This window comes from Streptomyces sp. NPDC053493 (genome assembly GCF_044544825.1).
GTDB lineage: Bacteria > Actinomycetota > Actinomycetes > Streptomycetales > Streptomycetaceae > Streptomyces.
Window position 1 is genome coordinate 74,453 of sequence record NZ_JBITXS010000003.1, and the last position, 22,551, is coordinate 97,003.

Here is a 22,551-nt window from a genome sequence, read left to right on the forward strand (position 1 = left end):
ACATGTCCCGGCGAGGAGCATCAGGCCCATGCCCGCAGCCCCTGCCGCCACCACCGCGGACCCCTCCGCCCCGACCGCCCACCGCACGTCACTCGCCGGAGTGGCCGCCATGTTCGGCAGCGGCCTGTCCAACCAGATCGGAGCCGCGACCGGCTCCCTCGCCTTTCCCGTCCTCGGCCCGGTCGGGGTCGTCGCCGTGCGGCAGTACGTCGCCGCGGCCGTCCTGTTCGCCGTCGGCCGGCCCCGGCTGCGCGAGTTCACCCGCCATCAGTGGCGCCCGGTGATCCTGCTCGCCGTCGTGTTCGGCACGATGAACCTCTCCCTCTACACCGCCATCGACCGCGTCGGCCTCGGCCTCGCCGTCACCCTGGAGTTCCTCGGCCCGCTCGCCCTCGCGCTCGCCGCCACCCGCCGCCGCGTCGACGCCTGCTGCGCCGTGCTCGCCGCCGCCGGAGTCGTCACCCTGATGCGGCCCCAGCCCACCACCGACTACCTCGGCATGGGCTTCGGACTCCTCGGCGCGGTGTGCTGGGCGTCCTACATCCTGCTCAACCGCACCGTCGGCAGCCGCATACCCGGCGCGCAGGGCAGCGCCGCCGCGGCCGGCCTGTCCGCCCTGACCTTCCTGCCGGTCGGACTCCTCGTCGTGCTGCACCACCCGCCGACCCTCGCCTCCCTGGCCTACGCCGTCACCGCCGGTGTCCTGGCCTCGGCCGTCCCGTACCTCGTGGACCTCTTCACCCTGCGCCACGTGCCTCCCGCGGCCTTCGGCCTCTTCATGAGCGTCAACCCGGTGCTCGCGGCCGTCGTCGGCTGGATCGGCCTCGGCCAGCGCCTCGGCCGGGCCGACGCGGCCGCGATCGGAGCCGTCGTCACCGCCAACGCGCTCAGCCTCCTCACCGCACGCCGTTGAGGAGGCGGGCGGCCGACCGGCTCACGCCTCAGGCGGCTTCCGGGCCGGCCCGGACGGACCGGCCGACGGACCGGCCGACGGGCCGCCCGCCGGCCCTTCCACCGGCCCCCGGCGCGCCGCCCGCAGCGCCGTGAACACCGACCACGCCACCGACACCAGCGGCACCGCCACCACCGCACCGACGATGCCCGCCGCGATCGAACCCGCCACCACCGTGATCGCCACCACCAGCGGATGCAGCCGCACCGCCCAGCTCATCACCAGCGGATGCAGCAGATGCCCCTCGATCTGGCCGATCACCACGATCAGGGCGATCACGATGCCCGCCACCAGCGGACCCTTCGCCGCCAGCGCCACCACCGCGGCGACGGCCAGCGCCACCGGCGAGCCGATCAGCGGCACGAACGCGGCCAGGAACTCCAGCAGCGCCAGCGGCACCGCGAGCGGCACACCCAGCGCCCACAGCGCGATGCCCACCAGGATCGCGTTCGTCGCCGCCACGAGCACGATCCCGTGCGTGTATCCCGTGAAGGTGCGCCAGGCGGCCTGCCCACCGATCGTCACCCGGCCGCGCACGGACGCCGGCAGCTGCTCCCGGAACCAGGCCCACTGCCGGTCACCCGAGTGGATGAAGAACACCGACGAGAACAGGGCGAGCGCCAGCGTGGTCAGCACCGCCACGACGTGGTGCGCCCCGCTCACGGCGTCGCTGATCAGCGTCGACCGGTGACTGGAGAGGAACTGCCCGATCCGCTCCTGCAGGTCCGACAGCGCGTGCGGATCCAGCCGGAACGGCGGCCGCTCCAGCCAGCGCTCGATCCGGTCGACGCCGTCCCGGAACTCCCGCACCAGCGTCGTCCGCTGCCCCGCCACCGCCTCGCCGACCAGCGCCAGCACGCCCAGGACCAGCACGATGCCGCCGATCAGCGTGACGGCGACCGCCGGCCCGCGCGGCAGCACGCGCGCGACCAGGTTCGCGACCGGCCGCAGCAGCGCGGTGATCACCAGCCCCAGGAAGACGGCGACACCGATCTCGTGGAAGCGCCCCAGCACGGCGAACAGGGCGTAGACGGCGCCGCCCACGACCAGCAGCCGCCACGCGTAGGCGGCGGCCGAACGGAGGAAGGGAGCGACCGCGGGTCGCGAGCCTGGCTGCTGCATGGCCATCGACGTACCACCGCGGCACCGCCCGGCCACGCCCGCGGCCCCACATTCGCCCGGCCACGCCCGCCATTGACCCGACCGGGTCCTCCGTACGGCCCAGGAGCCGCCCCGCCCGTGTCCGCCCGTGCGCCGCGCCGCCGCCGCGGTGAGGATCGGGTCATGGGCGTCGTCCTGCCGGTCCTCTTCTCGCTGTGCGCCGCGTTCAGCAACGCGCTCGCCACGGTGCTGCAGCGGCGCGCCGCGCTCACCGTCCCGCAGTCGGACTCCTTCCGGCCCGGACTCGTGCTCGACCTGCTGCGCCGCCCGCTGTGGCTCGCGGGCATCCTCGCCGTGATCGTCGCGGGCGTCGGACAGGCGGCGGCCCTGGCGACCGGGCCGCTGGCGCTCGTCCAGCCGCTGTTCGTGCTCGAACTGCCCCTCGCGCTGCTGATCGCCTCGCTGCTCGCGCGCGAACGGCTGCCCGTGAGGCTGTGGGCCGCGGTCGCGGCCGTCGTGGCCGGACTCGGGGCGGCACTCGTCGCGGCCTCGCCCGCCGGCAACCGGACCCACGTGGAGATCGACCGCTGGGTGCCCGTCCTGGTCGCCTGCGCCGGCGCGGTGGTGGTGCTCGCCGCCGTCGGCCTGAGAAGACCGCCCGGACGGGCCAGGGCGGCCTGCCTCGGCGCCGCGACCGCCGTCTGCTACGCGCTCACCGCGGCCCTCATGAAGACGTCGATGCACATCCTCGACGAGGGCGGCCTCGTCGCGTTCCTGACGACCTGGCAGACGTACGCCTTCGCCGCGGCGGGCGTCGCGGCCCTGCTGCTCCTCGAACACGCCATGCAGGGCGGCCCGCTCGTCGCCTCCCAGCCCGCCCTGACCCTCGGCGACGCGACCGTCAGCCTGGCCCTGGGCGTCCTGCTGTACGAGGAGCACGTACGGTCCGGCTGGTGGCTGCTGCCCCAGCTGGCCGGCATCGCGCTCATCGTCACCGGCGTCTTCGCGCTGGCCCGCAGCGGCGTCAGCTCGTCCTGACCCGGGCCGCGCGCGCCCCGGAGGCGTCCGCGGCGGACTCCTCCGCCTCCGTCTCCCGCGTGCCGCGGGCCGCGTGGGCGCGGACGTCCGCGTCCGGGTCGCTCAGGGCGGTGGCCAGGGCGGCGCGGGCCTCGGGACGGGCACGGTGGGTGAGCAGGGAGAGGACCGCGGCCTTGCGGACGTCCGCGTTCGGGTCGGCGAGGGCCTTGGCGAGGGCCGGGACGGCCGGCCCGGCGGGCGCGGCGGCGAGTGCGGCCGCGGCCCCGGCCCGTACCTGCCAGGCGGCGTCGCCGAGCGCACGGGCCGCCGCACCGTCGTACGGCGACGGGCAGCCGGTCGCCGCCAGCGCCGCGAACGCGGCGCCCCGCACCAGCGGGTCGGCGTCGTCGAGCAGCGCCACCAGCGGTTCCGGCTCCGGCGCGTGTACGGCGGCCAGGCCGCGGGCGACCGCGACCCGTACCTCCCGGGCCGGGTCGGCGGCCGCCACGGTCAGCTCCGGCACCGCGTCCACCGACACCAGGGCCCGCACCGCGTGGATCCGGACGTCGACGTCCGCGTCCGCGAGCGCGGCGGCGTAGAGGGCCGCGTCGCCGAGCCGCAGCACCCGCAGCACCTCCAGGGCCGCCGCCCGCACCTGCGGATCGGGCACGGCCAGCGCCTCCCGCAGCCCGGCCCCGAGCGCCGTCTCGGCCGGCAGCACCTCCACCAGCTCGCGCAGCGCCGCCGCGGCGGCCCGCCGCACCCGCCCGGTGTCGTCCCGCAGCCGCTCCGCGAGCGCCGGTCCGGCCCCGGCCGGCACCGTCTCGGCGAGCGCGGCGACGGCGGCCGCCCGTACGGCCGGGTCGGCGTCCGTCAGATAGGGCCGGAGCGCGTCCAGTTCGGGCGACTCCTCGGCGAGCGCGAGCACCCGCAGCAGCGTCGGGCTCGACCCGGCACCCGCACCCGCACCCGCACCCGCGCCCCCGGCGCCGTCCGCGGACCGCTCCCGCGCGGCTCCCGCCCGCGCCGCCGGCACCGCGTCCCGCGGCCCCGCCGTGGCCGTCGGCACCAGCGCGACCTCGCCCAGCGGCCGCTCCGGACCGGCCACCGGAGTGAACTCCGGCACCGGGACGACGTACGGCTCGACCGGCCGCGCCGTGAACTCCATCGCCCCGGTCGGCGACTTGCGCAGGTCCAGGTGGTGCAGCCAGCCGGAGTCGTCGCGCCCCGGGTGGTCGAGGCGCTCGTGGTAGAGGCCCCAGCGGGACTCGGTACGGGCCAGCGAGGCGCGGGCGGCCATCTCCGCGCAGTCGCGGATGAAGGACACCTCCGCGCAGCGCATCAGCTCGTGGGCCGTGCGCGCGCCCATGCCGGCGATCTCGTCCGCCATCCGCGCGAAGGACTCGACCGCCAGGGACAGGCGCGCGCCCGTCTTCGGCGGTGCCACGTAGTCGTTCACGAAGCGCCGCAGCTTGTACTCCACCTGCGGCTGCGGCGGGCCGTCCGGATGCCGCAGCGGCCGGTAGACCAGCTCGTGGGCCGCGGCCAGCTGCGCGGCGGGCAGCTCGCCCTCGTACGCCCGGTAGCGGGCCGCGTCCTCGCCCGCGAGGTCGCCGAAGACGAAGGCGCCGATCATGTAGTTGTGCGGGACGCACGCCAGGTCTCCGGCCGCGTACAGCCGCGGCACCGTGGTCCGGGCGTGCGCGTCGACCCGTACGCCCGAGGCGGAGTGTCCGCCGCACAGGCCGATCTCCGAGATGTGCATCTCGATGTCGTGGGTGCGGTAGTCGTGGCCGCGTCCTTCGTGGAAGGTGCCGCGGGTGGGCCGTTCCGTGGTGTGCAGGATCGACTCGACGGCGCCGATCGTCTCCTCGGGCAGATGGCTGAGCTTGAGGTAGACCGGGCCGCGGTCCGAGGCGACCTCGGCCGCGAACTCGGCCATCATCTGCCCCGACCAGTAGTCCGACTCCACGAACCGCTCGCCGTGCCGGTTGACCTGGTAGCCGCCGAAGGGGTTGGCGACGTAGGCGCACGCCGGGCCGTTGTAGTCCTTGATCAGCGGGTTGATCTGGAAGCACTCGATGCCGGTGAGCGCGGCGCCCGCGTGATAGGCCATGGCGTAGCCGTCGCCCGCGTTGGTCGGGTTCTCGTACGTGCCGTACAGATAGCCGGACGCCGGCAGGCCCAGCCGGCCGCAGGCCCCGGTCGCGAGGATCACCGCCCCCGCCCTTACGACCACGAACGCGCCCGTACGGGTGTGGAACCCGGCCGCGCCGATCGCCCGCCCGTCCTCCGGGTGGGTGAGCACCCGGACCGGCATCACCCGGTTCTCGATACGGATCCGCTCCCGCATCTCGCGCCGCCGCAGCTGCCGGTAGAGGACCTTCTTGACGTCCTTGCCCTCCGGCATCGGCAGCACGTACGAGCCGGAGCGGTGCACCTGGCGGACCGCGTACTCGCCGTGTTCGTCCTTCTCGAACTTCACGCCGTACGACTCCAGGCGCCTGACCATGTCGAAGCCGCGGGTCGCGGTCTGGCGGACGGTCGACTGGTCGACGATCCCGTCGTTGGCGCGGGTGATCTCGGCGACGTAGTCGTCGGGTTCGGCGCGGCCCGGGATGATCGCGTTGTTGACGCCGTCCATGCCCATGGCGAGCGCGCCGGAGTGCCGCACGTGCGCCTTCTCCAGGAGCAGCACGTTCGCGCCGCGGCCGGCGGCGGTCAGCGCGGCCATCGTGCCGGCGGTGCCGCCGCCGATGACGAGGACGTCGCAGGACAGCTCGGTCGCGTCGGCGAGGTCCGGGACGGTCAGAACGGTGTGGGCGGCGGCGTCGGCGTCGGTGCGCGGGGCGGTGTCCGAGGCGGTGTTCACGGGAGGCCTTTCGCGGGAAACCCGGGCGGGAGGATCAGAGGGAGGCGAGGACGGCGCGGCGCAGCTCGACGGTGGCGGGCGCCTGCCGGGCGTCCCGGCGCCGCGGGTGCGGCACGTCGAGCACCCGGCCGGACGGCAGCAGCACCACCCGGTCGCCGAGGTGGAGCGCCTCGTCCACGTCGTGGGTGACGAAGACGACGGTCGCCCCGGTGCCGTGCAGGATCTCCACCAGGAGGTCCTGCATGCCGGCCCGGGTGTGCGCGTCGAGCGCGCCGAACGGCTCGTCCATCAGGACCGCGCGGGGCCGGCCGGCCAACGCGCGGGCCAGCTGCACCCGTTGGCGCTGACCGCCGGACAGCTGGTGCGGCAGCTTGTGCGCGTGTGCGGCCAACCCGACCCGGTCCAGCCAGTCGGCGGCGGTGCGCCGCCGCTCGGCCCGCGGCGTCCCGCGGATCGCCAGCGGCAGTTCGACGTTGGCCCGGACCGTCCGCCAGGGCAGCAGGGCGTCCTCCTGGAACACCAGCGCCCGGTCGGCGGCCGGCCGGTCGACCGGCGTGCCGTCCTGGGTGACGTCGCCGCCGAGCGGCGGCAGCAGTCCGGCGAGCGTGCGCAGCAGGGTCGACTTGCCGCAGCCGGACGGGCCGAGGACGGCGAGCAGCTCGCCCGGCGCGATCTGCAGGTCGACGGAGTCGAGCACCGGCGCGCCGCCGGGATGGCCGATCCGTACCTCGTGCAGGGCGAGTGCGGCACCCGCGGCGGCGCTCATCGGACGGTCTCCTTCGCGGTCGTGGGTGCGGACCGAGGTGCGGCCTGGGACGCCGACTCCGGTACGGGTGGGGGTACGGGCGCGGGTGCCGCTGCGGGCGCGCCCGCGCCGACGACCGGCGACGGAGCCGTGACCGGGGCCGTGACCGGGGCCGTACGGGCCGCGGCGGGCCGCGGCACCGGCCGGGGCGCGCGGGAGGCGGGCCGGGCGGCCGGCCGCGGCAGCCAGGAGGTGACGCGGCGGCCGAGGAGCTCGACGGCGGTGGAGGTGAGCCAGCCCAGGACACCGATGGTGGCCATGCCGACGAAGACACCCGGATAGTCGACGACCGTGTAGTCCTGCCAGGTCCGGTAGCCCACCCCGTACTCGCCGGAGATCATCTCCGCCGAGATCACACAGATCCACGCGACGCCGATGCCCACCGACAGACCGCCGAAGACACCCGGCAGTGCACCGGGCAGGACGACCGAGAACAGCACCCTCGCCCGGCCGCCGCCCATGGTGAGCACGGCCTCCTCCCACACCGGGGCGACCGCCCGCACCGCGTGCCGGGTGGACACCAGGACCGGGAAGAAGGCGGCGGTCGCGGTGATGAAGACGATGCCCTGCTCGTTGGTCGGCAGCAGCAGGATCGCGACCGGGACCAGCGCGATCGCCGGGATCGGGCGGGTCACCTCCAGGAGCGGGCCCAGCAGGTCGGCGGCCCAGCGGGAGCGGGCGACGGCCGTGCCGAGCGCGATGCCGAGGACGGCGGCGAGCAGGAAGCCGACGGTGATCCGGCGCAGGCTGTGGCCGAGGTCCTCCCAGTACGGGCCGGTGCCGACCCGGTCGGCGAACGCGCCGGCCACGTCGCCGACCGTCGGGAACTGCTCGAAGCGCAGCCAGAGATTGACGTCCAGGGAGGTCAGCGTCTGCCAGAGGCCGAGGGCGACCAGGAGCGAGAGCGCCCGGACCAGGCGGCGGCGGACGTTCATGACGCCGGCACCCGGGAGGCCGGGGCGCGCGAGGCGAGGTCCTGGGCGGTCGCGTAGTCGACGACGCGGGCGCCGGCGTGGGCGGCGACATAGGCCGCGGCACCGGCCGGAGTGACGAAGGCCCGCAGAGCGGATCCGTCGGCGACCCAGACCGCCTTGTCGGCGAACCACGGCGTGCCGGTCACCGCGTCGGGCACGTACGCCGCCCGCACGCCCGTCGCCCGGGCGGACTTCACGGCCTTCAGCAGCTCCTCGGGACTCGCGAAGGAACGGATGGTGCGGCTGCCCTTGGTCCACAGCTCGGGCACGCCGGCCGAGGCCTTCGGGTACGCGCCCGCCCCCGCGGCCCCCGCCCCTCCGCCACCGGTCCCGGCTCCGCCACCGGTCCCGGTCTCGGCGGCGCGGGCCAGCGGCGCCGGGTCGACGAAGGCGTCCACGTCGACGTCGCCGACCAGCCGGGCCGCCTTCAGGACGGGCACGTCCTCCTTCAGGGCGGCGATCAGCTCGGGGCGCAGCGCCGGGTCGAAGGTGGCGATGCCATGGGCGCCGTTGTAGAGGTAGACCACCTCGGCGGGCAGCCCGGTCTGCTTCGCGACCGACTCGGCGGCGTCGACCGGCCGGCCGCGCAGGTAGTCGGTGGCGCGCTTCTGGGCGGCGAGGAAGGCGTCGAGGACGCCGGGCCGCTGGTCGGCGAACTTCTTCCGTACGGTCACGCCGTGGAAGGTCGGCAGGTTCAGCTCCGCGCCGTCGTACACCGCCGTGGCGCGGCCCTGGTACGCCAGCAGACCGGGCCAGGCGACGAACTGCGACAGCGCGTCGGCGCTTCCCGCGCCGAGCGCCGAAGCACCCACGCTGGGCTGCTGGTTGAGCTTGCGGATGTCCTTCTCCGGGTCGAGACCCGCCCGTTGCAGGGCCCGCACCAGCGTGCCGTCGGCGGCCGAGCCGACGCTCGTCGACACCTTCCGGCCCCGCAGGTCGGCGAGCGAGCGCACGGACGAACCGGGCGCGGTCACAATGGTGTTGAGCCCACCGCGCAGGTTGTAGCCGGTCACCGAGACGAGCCGGGTCGGCTGCCCGAGCTGCTTGCCGCGCGCCGCGTTGAGCAGCAGCGGGAAGTCGCCCATCGAACCGATGTCGATCTTGCCGGCCGTCATCTGCGCGGTGATCGGCGCGCCCGTCGCGTAGTCCTGCCACACGACCTTGTACGTGACGCCGTCCTTGCGGCCGCGGGCGGCGAGCTCCTCCTCGAAGTAGCCGAGGGAGCGCAGCAGGGTGCCGGCGGTGACGGTGTTGATGGTCTTCGACTGGTAGCCGACGGTCACCGTGACCGTCCGCCCTTCGCCGCCGGACGGGCCGTCGGCGTCGGCCGAACCGCCGCAGGCGGTGGCCAGCGGCAGCAGCAGGGCGAGGGAGAGCGTGAGGAGCGGGGCGGTTCTTCTGGAGCGCATCGGAGTTCGGCCTTTCACCGGAGCAGGTAGGGCATGTTGACGGTCACCGCGCCGGTGGGACAGCGGGCCGCGCACGGGCCGCAGTACCAGCACTCGTCGACGTGCATGTACGCCTTGCCGTCGCTCTCGCGGATCGCGAGCGAGTCCAGCGGACACATGTCGACGCAGAGCGTGCAGCCGTCGATGCACTTCGACTCGTCGATGGTCACGGGCACGTCGGCCCGCTGGGGCACCAGAGGCATGGCGGTCTCCAGGAAGGAACGGAACAGCGAGGGAGGTCAGAGCGAGCGGCGCAGCAGGCCGCTCATCGTGATGCGGTCGCCGCGGAAACGGATGAACTCCAGGTCCACCGGCCGCCCGTCGGGCAGACAGGTCAGCCGCTCCAGCATCAGCACTGCGGCCCCGCGCGGCGCCTGGAGCACCGCGGCGGAGTGGGCATCGGCGTTCACCGCCTCCAGCGTGATCTCGGCGTGGCCCAGCGGCCCGCCGGTCAGCGACTCCAGGAGCCGGAAGACGTCCGTGTTCTCCAGGTCGCAGTCGAGGAGCGGACCGCCGATGTCCAGCGGCAGATAGGACAGGTCCAGCGACAGCGGCAGGCCGTTCAGCCGGCGCAGCCGCTCGATGCACAGCACGTCCGCGTGCTCGGGCAGCCCGAGCCGGTGCGCCACCGGGCCCGGCGCGGTGACCGGCCCGACCGTGCGCACCTCGTTGGTGACGCGGCCGTGCTCGCGCAACGTCTCCGCCAGCCCTTGCAGCCGGTCGAGGCCGTGCGGGAACTTCTCGGCCACCACGACCGTCCCGACCCCCGGCTGCCGCTCGACGAGCCGCTCGCCGCGCAGCAGGTCCATCGCCTGACGCACGGTGTTCCGGCTCGCCCGGTAGTCGGCGGCGATCACGTCCTCCAGCGGCAGCACGCCCGCCGGGAACGCGCCCGTCAGGATCTGGTGCCGCAGCAGGTCGGCGAGCTGCCGCGCCCGGTCCGCGCGCAGCCGCCGGCGTCGCGCGGCGGCGACGGCAGCGGCGGCGGCCGGGAGGGAGGCGGAAGTGGCTTCGGCTGGCATGTCCGGGAACGTACCGGCGGCCCGCCCGCCATGGTGTTGCCGCAGTATTGCGCCACCTGACGGTTCCTCCGTACCGCTGTGACCTGCGGCTTTTCCGGCCGATGGCGAAGATCCGCCACCGGTGCGCCCATCAGGCGGACACCGGGCGGCCCAGCATGTGGCATGCCGGGCGCGGGGCATGCTGGCGGACCGTGGGGGAGCAGTGGATCGCGCTGCGATGCCGTCCCGCGGGGCGGCGGAGGCCCGGCAGGATCCTGGTCCTCAGAACGCCAGGTCCGACGGGTCGGTGTTGGCGCCGCAGAGGACCACGCAGACGCGTTCGCCCGGGGCCGGACGATAGCCGCCGGACGGCGAGGTCAGCGCCGCCAGGGCGGTGGCGGCGGCGTGTTCCACCGCGAGCCGGTGGTCGTGCCAGAGCGCCCGGCGGGCCCGGACGATCTCGGCGTCCGGGACGAGCACCGACCGCACGTCGCCCTGGCGGGCGGCGTCCAGGGCCGCGGCGGAGGCACGGCGGGCGCCGAGGGAGTCCGCGGCGACCGAGTCGACGGGCACGTCGACCGGACGGCCGGCCTCGAGCGCGGCGTGGAGCGCCCGGCAGTTCTCCGGCTCCACCGCCACCGTGCGGACGCCGTGGTGCCGCGCCGCCGTCGCCACTCCGGCGAACAGGCCACCGCCGCCGACCGAGACCACGACCGTGTCCAGGCCGGGGACACGCTGACGGATCTCCTCCATGAGGGTGCCGGCGCCGGCCGCGATCAGCGGATGGTCGTACGCGTGCGAGGCGAGCGCCCCGCTCTCGGCCGCGAACGCCTCGCAGGCGGCCAGCGCCTCGGCGTACTCGGCACCGACGAGCCGGACGTCGGCGCCGTAGCCGCGGAGCCGGTCGACCTTCACCTTCGGCGCCGAGACGGGCAGGAAGACGGTGGCCCGGACGCCCTGCTCCCGTGCCGCCCACGCGCAGGCGAGCCCGGCGTTGCCGCCGGAGGCGATGGTCACGCCGGCGGCCGGCAGGGTGCCGGCCTCGTGGTGCGCCCGCAGGAAGTTCCGCGCGCCGCGCGCCTTGAAGGAGCCGGTGTGCTGGAGGAACTCCAGGGCGAAGAACACCTCGGGGCCGCCTCCGCCCTCGCCGTCGGGTCCTCCGGGTGCGATCGCGACCGGCCGGACGTGGCCGGCGACCCGCTCGGCCGCGGTCTTCACGTCGCTGTAGCTCAGGAGCGTCTGCATGCGCCGATCATCGCACCGGCCCTCCGGACGCGACCAGCCCGCCGCGTCCGCGGCGCCTCGGACCCTCCGGGAGATGCCGGGAACGATTCGGTCAAGAAGGCGGGTGCGGAGGGCGGTTGGACTATCTTGCTTCGCGTGGATCAGCTGACCGCGCAGGACCCCGCCCGCATCGGGCCGTACCGACTGATCGCCCGGCTGGGCGCCGGCGGAATGGGCCTGGTCTATCTGGGGCGTTCCGAGGGCGGACGCACCGTGGCCGTGAAGGTCGTGCAGGCCGAGTACGCCGGCAACGCGGAGTTCCGCAGGCGCTTCGCGCGCGAGGTGGCGGCCGCCCGCCGGGTCGGCGGCGACTGGACGGCGGCGGTGCTCGACGCCGACCCGGAGGCCGAGGTGCCGTGGGTGGCGACCCGGTACATCCCGGGGCCCGACCTCCACACGGTCGTCGCCGAGGACTTCGGTCCGCTGCCCGAGCACTCCGTCCACGCCCTGGCCAACCGCCTGGCCCTTGCCTTGCGGGCCGTACACGAGGCGGGTCTGATCCATCGTGACCTCAAGCCGTCCAACGTGCTGGTCACCGTCGACGGCCCGCGTGTCATCGACTTCGGCATCGCGCGGGCGATGGACAGCCTGACCGGTGACAGCCTCCACACCCGCACCGGCATGCTGATCGGTTCGCCCGGTTTCATGTCGCCCGAGCAGGTCCGCGGCCTCGAACTCACCCCGGCCTCGGACGTGTTCTGCCTGGGTGCCGTGCTCGTCTACGCGGCGACCGGGCGGATGCTCTTCGGTGCCACGGACACCGGTCTGAACGCCCACCTCTTCCGTATCGCCGAGGAGGAGGCGGACCTCACCGGCGTACCCGAGTCCCTGCTCGACCTCGTCCGCGGCTGTCTGGAGAAGGACCCGGCCCGCCGGCCCACGCCCCGGGAGGTGGCCGAGCGCACGGCGACCGACCTGCCCGGTGAATGGCTGCCCGGCTCGGTCCTCGCCCAGCTCGGCCGCCACGCGGCCCAGTTGCTGGACTTCGCGCCTCCGCCGGTGCCGTCGCCCGCCTCGCCCGCCTCGCCTCCTTCGCAGGAGGCCGCGCCTGTGGCCGTACCCGCGCAGCCCGACCCGCGTGACGCCCTCGCCCGCCACGGGCACGCCGCCGGGCCCGAAGCCGCCGCCGGGACCAAGGCCGGGGACGCGCCGCCCCGGCCCGCCCACACGCCCGCCGGCTTCGGCCCGCCCGTGCCCCCGGGACAGCCGCCCGTCCCCGCCGCCTGGACGCCGACCACGCCCGCCCACCTCCACGACGCCGCCCACCCGCCCGCCCGGCGCTGGTGGGGCCTGACGGTCGCCGCGCTGGTGTCGCTCCTCGTGCCGATCGACGCGGCCGTCTTCGGCAGGGCGGCGACGGCCGTCCACATCGACCTCGGCCTGGGCCTCGACACGCTGAACCTGGTGTTCCAGGTGTACGCCGTCGCCCTCGGCGGCCTGATGCCGCTCGGCGGCCACCTCACCGACCTGATCGGCCGCAGGCGGACCCTGGTCGCCGGCCTGCTCCTCTTCCTGCTGGCCTCCGTCCTCGTCGGCACGGCGCCGGGCGGCGGACTGCTGGTCGTGGCCCGCGCCCTCCTGGGCGCCGCGGGAGCACTGCTCACCCCGGCCGCCCTCGCCCTGGTGGCGAGCGGCTTCCCCGACGCTCCGCAACGCCGCAGGGCCTTCGGCGTGTACGCGGCGGTCACCGGAGCCGCCGGCGGGCTCGGGGCCCTCGTAGGCGGCACGCTCGTGGAGATGCTGACCTGGCGCCTGGCCCTCTACGCGGGCATCCCGTTCGCCGTCCTCGCCCTGATCCTGACACTGGCGCGGGTGCGCGAGCCCGCCGGAGGCGCCGGCACCCGCTTCGACCCGGCCGGCGTGCTGCTCGGCTGCGCCGCGGTCGCCTCGCTCCTCTACGGCCTCACCCGGATCAGCAGCACGGAAGGCGGGACCGACCCGCTGACCGTGGTGCCGTGCGTCGCCGGCGTGCTGCTGCTCCCGGTCTTCCTGTGGCGGCAGGGCAAGAGGTCCGGCGCGCTGCTCGCGCCACACGTCCTCAAGGACCCGCGGCGCGCCGGATCCGCCGTCGCGCTCGCCCTGCTGGGCGCCGGGACGTTCACGGCGCACGCGACACTCACCTACTCCCTCCCGGCCGTCTTCGGATACCCGCCGATGACCGCCGGCCTGATGCTGCTGCCCGCGGTGGTCACCACCGTCATCGGTGCCACGGCGGTCGCCGCCCCGCTCGCCGGACGCGTCGAGCCCAGGATCCTGATCGCGACGGGCGCGACGCTCCTGGCCGGCGCCTTCGCCCTCCTGACCCGCCTCGACGCCCACGCCGGCTACGCCGCCGACCTGCTGCCCGCGCTGCTCCTCATCGGCCTGGGCGCCGGGCTGGCCTTCATGCCGCTCTACTCCGCCGCCACGGAAGGTGTGGAACCGCGGCTCACCGGCGGAACGGCCGGAGTCGTCGCGCTCGCCGTCCAGCTGGGCGCGGGGATCGGCGCGGCCGTCGTCGGCGGCATCCTCGGCGCCCGTCTGTACGGAGGCGGTGGCAGGGGCGGGGCGGGCGGCGTCCGTGGCGTGGTCCTCGCCGCCCACCTCTCGGGCCTGTGGTGGGCGACGGGCGGCGCGCTGCTCGCGGCCCTCGTCGCCGTCCTCGCCGTCCGCACACGGCGGGTCACGCCCGCAGGGTGACCCACGGGCGGGTGAGGTGCTCGGCGGGCGTGCCGTCGAGCACACGGGCGGTGCGGGCGGCCGGGTCGAGGACCACGGTCGCCAGACTCGCCCAACGCCGCCCGGTGGCCGCGGCCATGTCGGGCAGGCAGGTCACGGGCGGCTCGCCCGGCCCGGTGACGAGCTGCCGCAGCAGGGCGTCGGCGTCGTCCACGGCCGCGCCGCCGGTGGTCAGCCGCTCGCGCAGGAAGGCGAAGCGCTCCGCCGAGTCGGGCTGGTAGAGCCAGGTCTTCTCGCCGGCGGCCGGAACGGCGGTGAGGAAGTGGTTGGTGCGCAGGTGGGTGCCGTCGGCCACCGGCGGGGCGCGGAAGACGCCCACCGGACTGAGGTCGAGCAGGACCGCGCTGCCGGCGTCGAGGAGCAGGAAGGATCCCGAGGAGGAAAGGGGCGCGGAGCGCACGATCTCCTCCGCGTGGGCGACGTCGTCCGCCTCTTCCAGGACGTGCGCCGCGAGCACGTGCACGGGGACGCCGCCGACGCGGTCGCCGCGGTGGCCCAGGATGTTGAAGTGCAGGGCGAGACCGGCGCTGTTGACACCGATCTTGGCGAGGATGCCGTGCTCGGTGAGGCCGACGTAGCGGTGGGCGGCGCCGGCGGACTCCACGGTGTGCCAGTACGGGGCGAGTTCGACGTGCCAGTCCCAGGTCTGGGCCCCGAGGTGGGTGCTTCCCGCGCTCCCGGACCGGTGGGCGGCCGCGGACCCGGCCCGCGCGTCCGCCGTGGGCACCCGGCGCACGATCGTCGAGCATTCTCCCGGCGGTACGGCGGCGGAGCGGGCGAGGATCTCGGTGCGGGCGTTCAGCGCGGCGATCCGCCACACCTCGACGCCCGCCCCGTCGGCGATGCCCTCGATCTGCTCGCGCAGCGCCGGGCGGAAGGCGTCGACGGCGTCCAGGGCCCGCCGGGCGTCGTCCCGTACGGTGTCCGGCCCGATCCCGCCCAGGGCGAAGAGCCGGTCGTACGTCTCCAGGGCGCCGTGCAGCGCCGGGAGGAGCTGCCGGCCCCGCTCCCGGCCGCGGCGGCGCGGATCGGAGCCGGCGACGGTCACGTGCGGCCGGTGGGCGGGGCGGGGAAAGGGTGCGGGAGTCACGGGGGCTCGCTCCTGGAGTGCGTACGGGGAAGGGGCGGGGCGGGGGCGGTCAGTCGAGGGCGGTCGGGGCCGGTCCGGCCGCCGGCACCTCGGCCGCCGTCCCTTCGGCCGCCGACACCCCGGCCGTCGTGGCGGCGGTCGTCGTCGCGGCGTCGGGCGCGGGTCGGGCGGGGAGGGTGCCGAACGCCCGGGACAGGGCCGCGTACAGGACCGCGGAGCCGGCCACGCCGACCGGTACGGCGAGGTTCAGGCCGTCGAGGCGCGCGGAGACCGGGCCCGCCCAGAAGGTGGAGCTCGCGCACAGGCAGGCCGCCGCGGCGCCGAGGACGGTGGCGAGCACACCGGCCGGGTTGACGCCGCCGCGGTACCAGAACGGTCCGGTCCGGCCCTGGTCGTGCAGCGCCGCGCCGTCGTAGCGGTTGCGGCGCAGGACGACGTCGGTCGCGTACACGGCCATGCACGGGCCGGTGACGATCACGACCAGCTCCATCATGGCGTTGACGGCCGTGAGGAAGTCGAAGACCAGGATCGCGAACAGCGTCATGGCCGTGCCGATGAGCCCGACGACCAGGACGGCGGCGACCCGGGGCAGCCGGACGCCGATCGACTGGAGGGAGAGGCCGGCGCTGTAGGCGGTCATGCCGTTGTTGGCCACGGTGTTCAGGACGACGCCGACGACGAAGAGCGGCGCGAACCAGCCGGGCATGACGCTCTCCAGGGCGCCCTGCGGGTCGCTCATGTCGAGGGTCGTGGCGGCGAGCGCGCCGACCGCGGTGAAGACCACGCTGGGCAGGAAGCCGCCGGCCGCGGTCCACAGCGTGACGGACCTGCCGCTGGTGTGGCGGGGCAGGTAGCGGGCGAGGTCGGGGCTGTTCGCGTACGACAGCGGCGCGGAGGCGACGACGGTGAGGCCGGTCGCGAGCGCGGCCGCGTGGCCGAGGCCGGTGAGCGGCTCGGCGGGCGCGTACGACCAGTCGGCGCGCACGGTCACGATCGCCGCGACGACGACGAACACGACGGTGAGCAGCAGGGTGAGTGCGGAGTAGAGGCGCACGATGGTGGCGTGGCCGTAGATCGCGACGAGGACGGTGGCGCCGGCGATCAGACAGATCACGACGGCGTCGAGCACGGGGGAGCCGGGCAGGCCGAGCCGGCCGGCGAGGCCGATGCCGGCGACGGAGGCGGCGGACCAGTTGAGCGCGAGGTAGAGCGCGGAGATCAGCCAGCCGGTGAGGGCGACGACGACCTTGTTGCCGACGACGCCGTAGATCGCCCGGGAGACCACCGAGCCGGTGGTGCCGGAGGCCGGGCCGGTGACCGCGACGAAGCCGGTGAGCAGCCAGAACAGGTTGCCGGCGACGATCACGGCGAGGGACTCGGTGAGGGGCAGGCCGATCAGGACGAGGGTGGCGCCGACCACGAAGCTCAGATAGCTGACGTTCGGCGCCGCCCAGAGCGCGAAGAGCTCGCGGGGCGAGCCGTGCCGCTCGTCGTCGGGCACGCAGTCGATGCTGCGGGTCTCGACCCGGCCGGCGCGGTCGACGCCGGCACCGGTGGCAGCGGCGCGGCCCGCGCGGGCGTCCGCCCTGTCGGGGGAGGGATGGGGTGGGGCCATGGCAGGGGTCCTTGTCCGAGGAGGTGCGCGGCACCGCGCCGGCTCGCCGAGCGTTATTGGTGCGGCAACCAATAGCTTGTTGGTGCGTCATCCAATAGGCTGTTCGGTGTGACGTCAACCCCCCGCGGCACCCGCGTGCGCAAGGATCCCGCCGAGCGGCGCGCGGAGATCCTGGACACCGCCGCCCGCCTCGCCCTCGCCCGGGGCCTGGAACGGGTGACCATGCAGCTCGTGGCCGCCGAACTGGGCGTGCGCCCCGGGCTCATCAGCCACTACTTCGCCACCGTCGACGGCCTGCTCTGCGAGGCCTTCGCCCGGGCCGTCACCCGGGAACGCGACGCCCTGCTGCCCGCCGCCGACCAGGCACTGCCGCCGGTCCGCCGCATGGCCCGCTTCCTGGCACGCATCGGCGACCCGGACTTCGCCAACCTCGGCCGGCTCTGGCTGAACGCCCGCCACCTCGCCCGCTACCGGCCGAACCTGCGGCGCGTCGTCGCCGCACAGGAGGCCGTGATGCGCGAGGCTCTCACGGCGCTCGTCGAGGAGGGCGTGCGCACCGGCGACTTCGACACCGACGACCCGCTCGGCGCGTGCGTGGTCATCCTCGTGACGATCGACGGCCTCGACTCGTACTCCAACGCGGACCCGGACGAGCCCCTGTGTCACCCGGTCCTCGACACCCTCGTCGTGCGCGTCGCCGAACGTGAACTCGGCCTGGAGAGCGGCGCCTTGAGCGCCTTCTAGCCGCTGGCCGACGGCCCTCCGGCCCGCCGGCCTGCGGGGCCGGGTGAGGTCAGATCGCCGTGTCCCAGGCCGTGGTCAGGCCCTCCAGCCAGGCGGGCGGGAGTTCGGCGGAGTCCCATTCCTCGCGCAGGAGGGCGGGCGTGGTCGTGAGGCGTTCGAGGACGGCGATGCTGGTGGGGGAGTGGAGGAGGGAGTAGCGCCCGTGGATGGCGATCGCGCTGCCCGGTCCGAACTCCGCGTACATCCGTTCCACCCGCGCCCGGTGGACCGTGGCGAAGGTGGTGAGCGTGCTCGCGTAAGCGGCGCGCTGCCGGGCGCTCATCGTGCCGAGGACGGCCGTGAGGACCTGCTCGGACACCTCCGGGTCGAGGTCGGAGACGTCGGTGAAGGAGAGGTAGAGCGGCAGGACGACGACCTTGGCCCGCTCCAGCTCCATCCTGCCGACCCGCGGGCGCGGTTGGGCCGCGTCCGTGGCCGGGGCGGCGGGACCGACGACCTGACGCAGGGTCCGTTCGGCGAGGGCACCGAGCTCTTCGGCGACCGTGCCCGCCCCGTCGAGCCATCCCGAGGTGTACGGCTCGCCCTTCTCGCCGGGCGCCGTGCGCGCGAGGCCGTCGACCTCCTCGCGCGCCAGGGCGAGCGCGCCCGCCTCGACCAGGCCGATCAGCTGCTCCGCGTCGCCGGCGTAGACGCCCGCCCGCTCCAGGAGCTGGACCAGGGTCCGCTTCGCATTGAGGACGTCGGCCGCCTCCAGCTGCTGCCGGCCTTCCTCGGTGGCGTTCATGGGTCCTCCTTGTCGCAAGTGCCGCGCCGCCGCGAGCCTACGTCCCCGCGGCGCTCCGCCGCGTCCCGACCACCCGGGTTCCCCCTGGACAGGCTCGCGACCCGGCCTTTAACCTCGCTGCACCTATTCAATTAGTTGAGTATCGCGAGAGAGGCCCGGGCATGCACCCGTTCCGCAAGGCCGTCGAGGACCGTGACATCGCCGCCGTCGAGGCGCTGCTCGCCGAGGACGTCGTCTTCACCAGTCCCGTCGTCTTCAAGCCGTACACCGGCAAGGCCGTCACCGCGGCCATCCTGCGGGGAGTCCTGCGCGTCTTCGAGGACTTCACCTACGTCCGCGAGATCGCGGACGCCGACGGCCGCGACCACGCCCTGGTCTTCACGGCCACGGTCGCGGGCCGGCAGATCCAGGGCTGCGACTTCCTCCACTTCGACGAGGAGGGCAGGATCGACGACTTCACCGTCATGGTCCGTCCGCTGTCGGCCGCCCAGGCCCTCGCCGAGGCCATGGGTGCCCAGTTCGACCGGATCCTGCGGGAGGCCGGCGAAGGCTGAGAGCTTCCCGTCGTCGCGGCCCTACTGTCAGGAACCTTTACTAACGAAGTCGGCCGTGGGCACAATGGCACGCACCTCGCCATCGGACCCAACTCCCCACCCGGAGGCGGCACATGACACGCCGGCGCACGATTCCCGCCCTGCTCGCGGCCCTGGCCGCCCTGGCCCTGACCCTGCTCGGTCCGCTTCCCGCGCCGTCCGCCGCCCCGGCGGCGGCGTCGTGGACGCTCCGCTGGTCGCCCGACCCGGCCACCGACGGTCTCGGCGGCTTCGAGACCGTCGAGGACGACCGCGCGAACTCCCATCCCGGCGGCGCGCCGCACATCAAGGTGGCCGGCGACGCCTATCGCTTTGACATGCACATGGTGGATCGCGACAGCTCCACCGACCGCCAGCGCCAGGAGGTCACCGGCAACCGCACCTCGTCGACCAGCTATCTGGAGTGGCGCCCCGGCGAGACCTGGCGCGTCACCTACTCCATGTACATCCCGTCGTCGCTGATGGCCACGAAGACCTTCACCCACATCATGCAGACCAAGCAGCCCGGCTCCGGCACCTCCCCGATCACCGTCACCTCGCTGCGCCGCGTCAACGGCGTCCAGACCATCGAGCACAAGATCTTCGACGGTGACGTCCTGGTCGGCCGGACCGACCTCGAACCGCTGCAGAACAAGTGGATCGACATCGAGTACGAGATCAGGATCGGCGACGGCACGGCAGGCTCCGTGCGCTGGGTCGTCAAGAGCGGCGGCACCACCGTCGTGGACGCCACCAAGACCGGCGTCGACACCTTCCTCGCCGACCGCGTACGGCCCAAGTGGGGCATCTACCGCTCCCTCGGCGACACCTCCGGCTCCCTGCGCGACACCTACCTGCTGCTGCGCAACCTCCGCGCCTACCAGCTCACCGGCGACGGCCAGACGCCCGGGCCCGGCACCCTGCTCTCGCAGGGCCGGCCGGTCACCGCCTCCTCCACCGAGGCCGCGGGCCTCGAGCCGGCCAAGGCCGTCGACGGATCCGCCACCACCCGCTGGGCCTCCGCCGAGGGCGCCGACCCGCAATGGCTCCGCGTCGACCTCGGAACGTCCGCCGCCCTGAGCCGCGTCCGGATCGACTGGGAGGCCGCGCACGCCACCGCGTACCGCGTCCAGGGCTCGCAGGACGGCACCACCTGGACCGACCTGCACACCACCACGACCGGCGACGGCGGCACCGACGACCTCGCCGTCAGCGGCACCGCCCGCTACGTCCGCCTCCTCGGCACCAAGCGGGCCACCCCGTACGGCTACTCGCTCTGGGAGTTCAAGGTCTACGGCACCCCGCTCACCTGACGGACTGGCCGGTCGGCGGCGGGGGCCGCCGCCGACCGGCCGCCCCGGCCACCGGTCCGGCGTCGAGGACCCGCGCGCCGTGCGTACGGTGGTCGCATGATCATCGACCTCGACGCCTATCTCGCCCGCATCGGCTGGTCCGGTGAGCCGCGGCCCACCTCGGAGGTGCTGCGCTCCGTCCACCGCGCGCACCTCCTGGGCATCCCCTTCGAGAACCTCGACCCGGTCCTCGGCCGCGCGCCCTCGCTCGCACTGCCCGACCTGGAGGCCAAGCTCGTGCGCGGCGAGCGCGGCGGCTACTGCTACGAGCACAACACGCTGCTCGCGGCGGCGCTCACCGCCATCGGCTTCCGGGTCACGCTGCTCGCCGCCCGCGTGCTCGTCGGCGCGAAGCCGGGCGAGATCCGGCCGCGCACCCACATGCTGATGCTGACCGAGGTGCCCGGCGAGCCCGTGCCGTACGTCAGCGACGTCGGCTTCGGCAGCATCGGATCACTGATCGAGCCGATCCCGCTGACCGCCGGCACCGAACTGCACGACGCTCCGCGCCGCCACCGGCTCGTCCACGCGCCGCACGACGGGCCGCTGGACCTGTGGAAGCTCCAGGCGTACCTCGCCGGCCAGGACGACTGGGAGGACCAGTACTCCTTCACGGTCGAGCCGTTCGAGGCGCCGGACTACGAGGTCGTCAACTGGCACATCGCCACCAACCCGCGCTCCCCGTTCGCCCGCGCCGTCTACGCCGAGCGCACCACCGACGACGCGCACCTGTCCCTCACCGGCCGCCGGCTCACCACGACCGCCGCCGATGGCACGCGCGAGGAACGCGAACTGGCGGACGCCGACGAGGTGGTGCGGGCCCTGGCCGAGGAGTTCGGCATCCGGCTGCCGGAGGGCATCCGGCTGCCGGAGTGACGCCCGCCCGCCGCACGGCCTCCCCGAAGTGGCGCGGCCGCGCCCCCGGCACCAGACTCGGGTGCATCACACGCCGCCCGGGACACGCCCGTCCGGGCGCTGATCACAAGGGCGTCCGACGGCATGCGACGAGACAGACGTGGAGGACTGCGGAGCGGCGTGCTCGCCGCGCTCGTGGTGGTGTTCACGGTCGCGCAGGGACTGCCGTGCGGCGCACCGCGCGGCGACGCGAAGGCCGGGAGCGCCGCCACCGCGCGCGGCGTGTTCACCGGCTCGCTGGCGGACGGCATCGCCAGGATGGCGCAGTTCGAGCAATGGGCCGGGCAGGGGCCGCTGACCGTGGGCCGCACCTTCCTGCCCGGCGACGACTGGGAGAGCATCGAGGGCCCGCCCGAGTTCCTCGCGCCGTGGGGAGCCTGGCGCGCGGCCCGCCCCGGGCGGACGGTCGTGATGAACGTGCCGATGCTCGACCGCAGCGAGGCGCACCTGCCCGACGCCGAGGTCGCCGCCCTCCTGCGGGACGGCGCCGACGGCCGCTACGACGGGCACTTCAGGATCCTGGCGCAGCGCCTCGTGGCCCTGGGCCTCGCCGACACCGAGCTCGTCCTCGGCTGGGAGATGAACGGCATCACGTACACCCACCGCTGCCATCCCGACCCGGCGCGGTGGCGCGCCTACTGGCGGCGCGTCGTGGACACCATGCGGGCCGTGAAGGGCCAGCGCTTCCGCTTCGACTTCGCGCCCAACCGCGGCCGGGACGCCGTGCCCTGGACGAGCTGCTACCCGGGAGACGCGTACGTCGACGTGATCGGCATGGACGCCTACGACCACCCGGCCGGGACGACCTTCCGCCAGCAGGCCGACGAGCCGTACGGGCTGCGCGACCACGTGGCCTTCGCCGAGCGGCACCACAAGCCCTTCGCGTACCCGGAGTGGGGCCTCTACCGCAACGGGGACAACCCGGCGTACATGCGCGGCATGCTCGACTGGTTCCGCGAGCGCCGGCCGCTCCACCAGGCGCTGACGGACTACTGTCCGCACGGCGTGTGGAGCTGCCCGGGCAACGAGGCCGCCGCCCGCGTCTACCGCGCGGGCCGAGCGGCCGCCCGGGCCCGCCGCCGGACCGCCCGCACGGCGCTGACCACCGGAAACGTGGTGAACGGCGGCTCGAACACCTGGTAGATTGATCTCCGTCGCCGCGAGCGGGAACGCCCGCGGAGCACGACGCACACCTCGTCCAGGTGGCGGAATGGCAGACGCGCTAGCTTGAGGTGCTAGTGCCCTTTATCGGGCGTGGGGGTTCAAGTCCCCCCTTGGACACGGACGACCGGTCGAGTCACCCGACT

At 74.7% G+C, this 22,551-nt stretch carries 19 protein-coding genes, 1 tRNA gene and 1 pseudogene; 10 read left to right on the forward strand and 11 right to left on the reverse strand.

The genetic code is table 11. The features are described 5' to 3' along the window. Window positions 1-28 precede the first annotated feature (28 nt). Window positions 29-913 carry an EamA family transporter gene (locus tag ACIGO8_RS10475; protein WP_399727033.1) on the forward strand — a complete coding sequence of 295 codons (885 nt, stop codon included), beginning with the start codon at window positions 29-31 and terminating at the stop codon, window positions 911-913. A gap of 21 nt (window positions 914-934) precedes the next feature. Here the strand turns inward: ACIGO8_RS10475 and ACIGO8_RS10480 are convergent, their stop codons facing one another. Then, window positions 935-2,074 carry an AI-2E family transporter gene (locus tag ACIGO8_RS10480; RefSeq protein ID WP_399727035.1) on the reverse strand — a complete coding sequence of 380 codons (1,140 nt, stop codon included), beginning with the start codon at window positions 2,072-2,074 and terminating at the stop codon, window positions 935-937. A gap of 162 nt (window positions 2,075-2,236) precedes the next feature. On the opposite strand from ACIGO8_RS10480, the gene ACIGO8_RS10485 reads away from it, so the two are divergent. Beyond that, entirely contained in the window at window positions 2,237-3,091 is an 855-nt protein-coding gene (locus tag ACIGO8_RS10485) for a DMT family transporter (RefSeq protein WP_399727038.1), read from the forward strand. On the opposite strand, the gene ACIGO8_RS10490 is transcribed toward ACIGO8_RS10485, so the two are convergent. The 7 genes from ACIGO8_RS10490 to ACIGO8_RS10520 all read right to left on the reverse strand — a co-directional run bounded on the left by ACIGO8_RS10490 (window position 3,078) and on the right by ACIGO8_RS10520 (window position 11,415). Next, on the reverse strand, window positions 3,078-5,882 hold the full coding sequence (locus tag ACIGO8_RS10490) for a fumarate reductase/succinate dehydrogenase flavoprotein subunit (RefSeq protein WP_399728492.1): 2,805 nt from the start codon (window positions 5,880-5,882) through the stop codon (window positions 3,078-3,080). The two genes, ACIGO8_RS10485 and ACIGO8_RS10490, sit on opposite strands and share 14 nt — an antisense overlap. 94 nt (window positions 5,883-5,976) lie before the next feature. Continuing rightward, window positions 5,977-6,708, reverse strand: a complete 732-nt coding sequence (locus ACIGO8_RS10495) for an ABC transporter ATP-binding protein (RefSeq protein WP_399727040.1) — start codon at window positions 6,706-6,708, stop codon at window positions 5,977-5,979. Further along, window positions 6,705-7,682, reverse strand: a complete 978-nt coding sequence (locus ACIGO8_RS10500) for an ABC transporter permease (protein ID WP_399727042.1) — start codon at window positions 7,680-7,682, stop codon at window positions 6,705-6,707. Before ACIGO8_RS10500 ends, ACIGO8_RS10495 begins: the two co-directional genes overlap by 4 nt. After that, the gene (locus ACIGO8_RS10505) at window positions 7,679-9,130 is read right to left on the reverse strand and encodes an ABC transporter substrate-binding protein (RefSeq protein WP_399727045.1); all 1,452 of its coding nucleotides are present in this window, start codon (window positions 9,128-9,130) and stop codon (window positions 7,679-7,681) included. The genes ACIGO8_RS10500 and ACIGO8_RS10505 overlap by 4 nt, the downstream gene beginning before the upstream one ends. A gap of 14 nt (window positions 9,131-9,144) precedes the next feature. After that, on the reverse strand, window positions 9,145-9,372 hold the full coding sequence (locus ACIGO8_RS10510; protein WP_399727049.1) for an indolepyruvate ferredoxin oxidoreductase subunit alpha: 228 nt from the start codon (window positions 9,370-9,372) through the stop codon (window positions 9,145-9,147). 36 nt (window positions 9,373-9,408) lie between these two features. Continuing rightward, on the reverse strand, window positions 9,409-10,191 hold the full coding sequence (locus ACIGO8_RS10515) for a GntR family transcriptional regulator (RefSeq protein WP_399727052.1): 783 nt from the start codon (window positions 10,189-10,191) through the stop codon (window positions 9,409-9,411). A gap of 261 nt (window positions 10,192-10,452) precedes the next feature. Continuing rightward, a complete protein-coding gene (locus ACIGO8_RS10520) occupies window positions 10,453-11,415 on the reverse strand; it encodes a serine/threonine dehydratase (RefSeq protein WP_399727054.1) in 963 nt (320 codons plus the stop codon). A 135-nt stretch (window positions 11,416-11,550) separates the two neighbouring features. Between ACIGO8_RS10520 and ACIGO8_RS10525 the strand changes: the two genes are divergently transcribed. After that, the gene (locus ACIGO8_RS10525; protein ID WP_399727057.1) at window positions 11,551-14,133 is read left to right on the forward strand and encodes a bifunctional serine/threonine protein kinase/MFS transporter; all 2,583 of its coding nucleotides are present in this window, start codon (window positions 11,551-11,553) and stop codon (window positions 14,131-14,133) included. Here ACIGO8_RS10525 and ACIGO8_RS10530 read toward each other — a convergent pair. Together ACIGO8_RS10530 and ACIGO8_RS10535 are read right to left on the reverse strand one after the other, a co-directional pair. Beyond that, on the reverse strand, window positions 14,117-15,262 hold the full coding sequence (locus ACIGO8_RS10530; RefSeq protein WP_399727059.1) for a C45 family autoproteolytic acyltransferase/hydolase: 1,146 nt from the start codon (window positions 15,260-15,262) through the stop codon (window positions 14,117-14,119). The two genes, ACIGO8_RS10525 and ACIGO8_RS10530, sit on opposite strands and share 17 nt — an antisense overlap. A gap of 49 nt (window positions 15,263-15,311) precedes the next feature. Beyond that, window positions 15,312-16,877 carry a purine-cytosine permease family protein gene (locus tag ACIGO8_RS10535; RefSeq protein WP_399727062.1) on the reverse strand — a complete coding sequence of 522 codons (1,566 nt, stop codon included), beginning with the start codon at window positions 16,875-16,877 and terminating at the stop codon, window positions 15,312-15,314. A 108-nt stretch (window positions 16,878-16,985) separates the two neighbouring features. Between ACIGO8_RS10535 and ACIGO8_RS10540 the strand changes: the two genes are divergently transcribed. Next, a complete protein-coding gene (locus tag ACIGO8_RS10540) occupies window positions 16,986-17,621 on the forward strand; it encodes a TetR/AcrR family transcriptional regulator (RefSeq protein WP_399727064.1) in 636 nt (211 codons plus the stop codon). A gap of 49 nt (window positions 17,622-17,670) precedes the next feature. On the opposite strand, the gene ACIGO8_RS10545 is transcribed toward ACIGO8_RS10540, so the two are convergent. Further along, complete coding sequence (locus ACIGO8_RS10545) at window positions 17,671-18,405, reverse strand: hypothetical protein (protein WP_399727067.1); 735 nt, start codon at window positions 18,403-18,405, stop codon at window positions 17,671-17,673. A gap of 161 nt (window positions 18,406-18,566) precedes the next feature. Between ACIGO8_RS10545 and ACIGO8_RS10550 the strand changes: the two genes are divergently transcribed. The 6 genes and pseudogenes from ACIGO8_RS10550 (at window position 18,567) to ACIGO8_RS10575 (ending at window position 22,525) form a co-directional block, all read left to right on the forward strand. Continuing rightward, entirely contained in the window at window positions 18,567-18,959 is a 393-nt protein-coding gene (locus ACIGO8_RS10550; RefSeq protein WP_399727070.1) for a nuclear transport factor 2 family protein, read from the forward strand. Window positions 18,960-19,072: 113 nt separating this feature from the next. Continuing rightward, a pseudogene (locus ACIGO8_RS10555) lies at window positions 19,073-19,864 on the forward strand (Tat pathway signal sequence domain protein); the annotation flags it as partial. Between the two features lie 33 nt (window positions 19,865-19,897). Continuing rightward, a complete protein-coding gene (locus ACIGO8_RS10560; protein ID WP_399728495.1) occupies window positions 19,898-20,290 on the forward strand; it encodes a discoidin domain-containing protein in 393 nt (130 codons plus the stop codon). Window positions 20,291-20,386: 96 nt separating this feature from the next. Then, window positions 20,387-21,205, forward strand: coding sequence for an arylamine N-acetyltransferase (locus tag ACIGO8_RS10565; RefSeq protein ID WP_399727073.1), 819 nt, complete (start codon window positions 20,387-20,389; stop codon window positions 21,203-21,205). 123 nt (window positions 21,206-21,328) lie between these two features. Continuing rightward, window positions 21,329-22,387 carry a glycoside hydrolase family 26 protein gene (locus ACIGO8_RS10570; RefSeq protein ID WP_399727076.1) on the forward strand — a complete coding sequence of 353 codons (1,059 nt, stop codon included), beginning with the start codon at window positions 21,329-21,331 and terminating at the stop codon, window positions 22,385-22,387. 53 nt (window positions 22,388-22,440) lie between these two features. Beyond that, a tRNA-Leu gene (locus tag ACIGO8_RS10575) sits at window positions 22,441-22,525 on the forward strand. Window positions 22,526-22,551 lie beyond the last annotated feature (26 nt).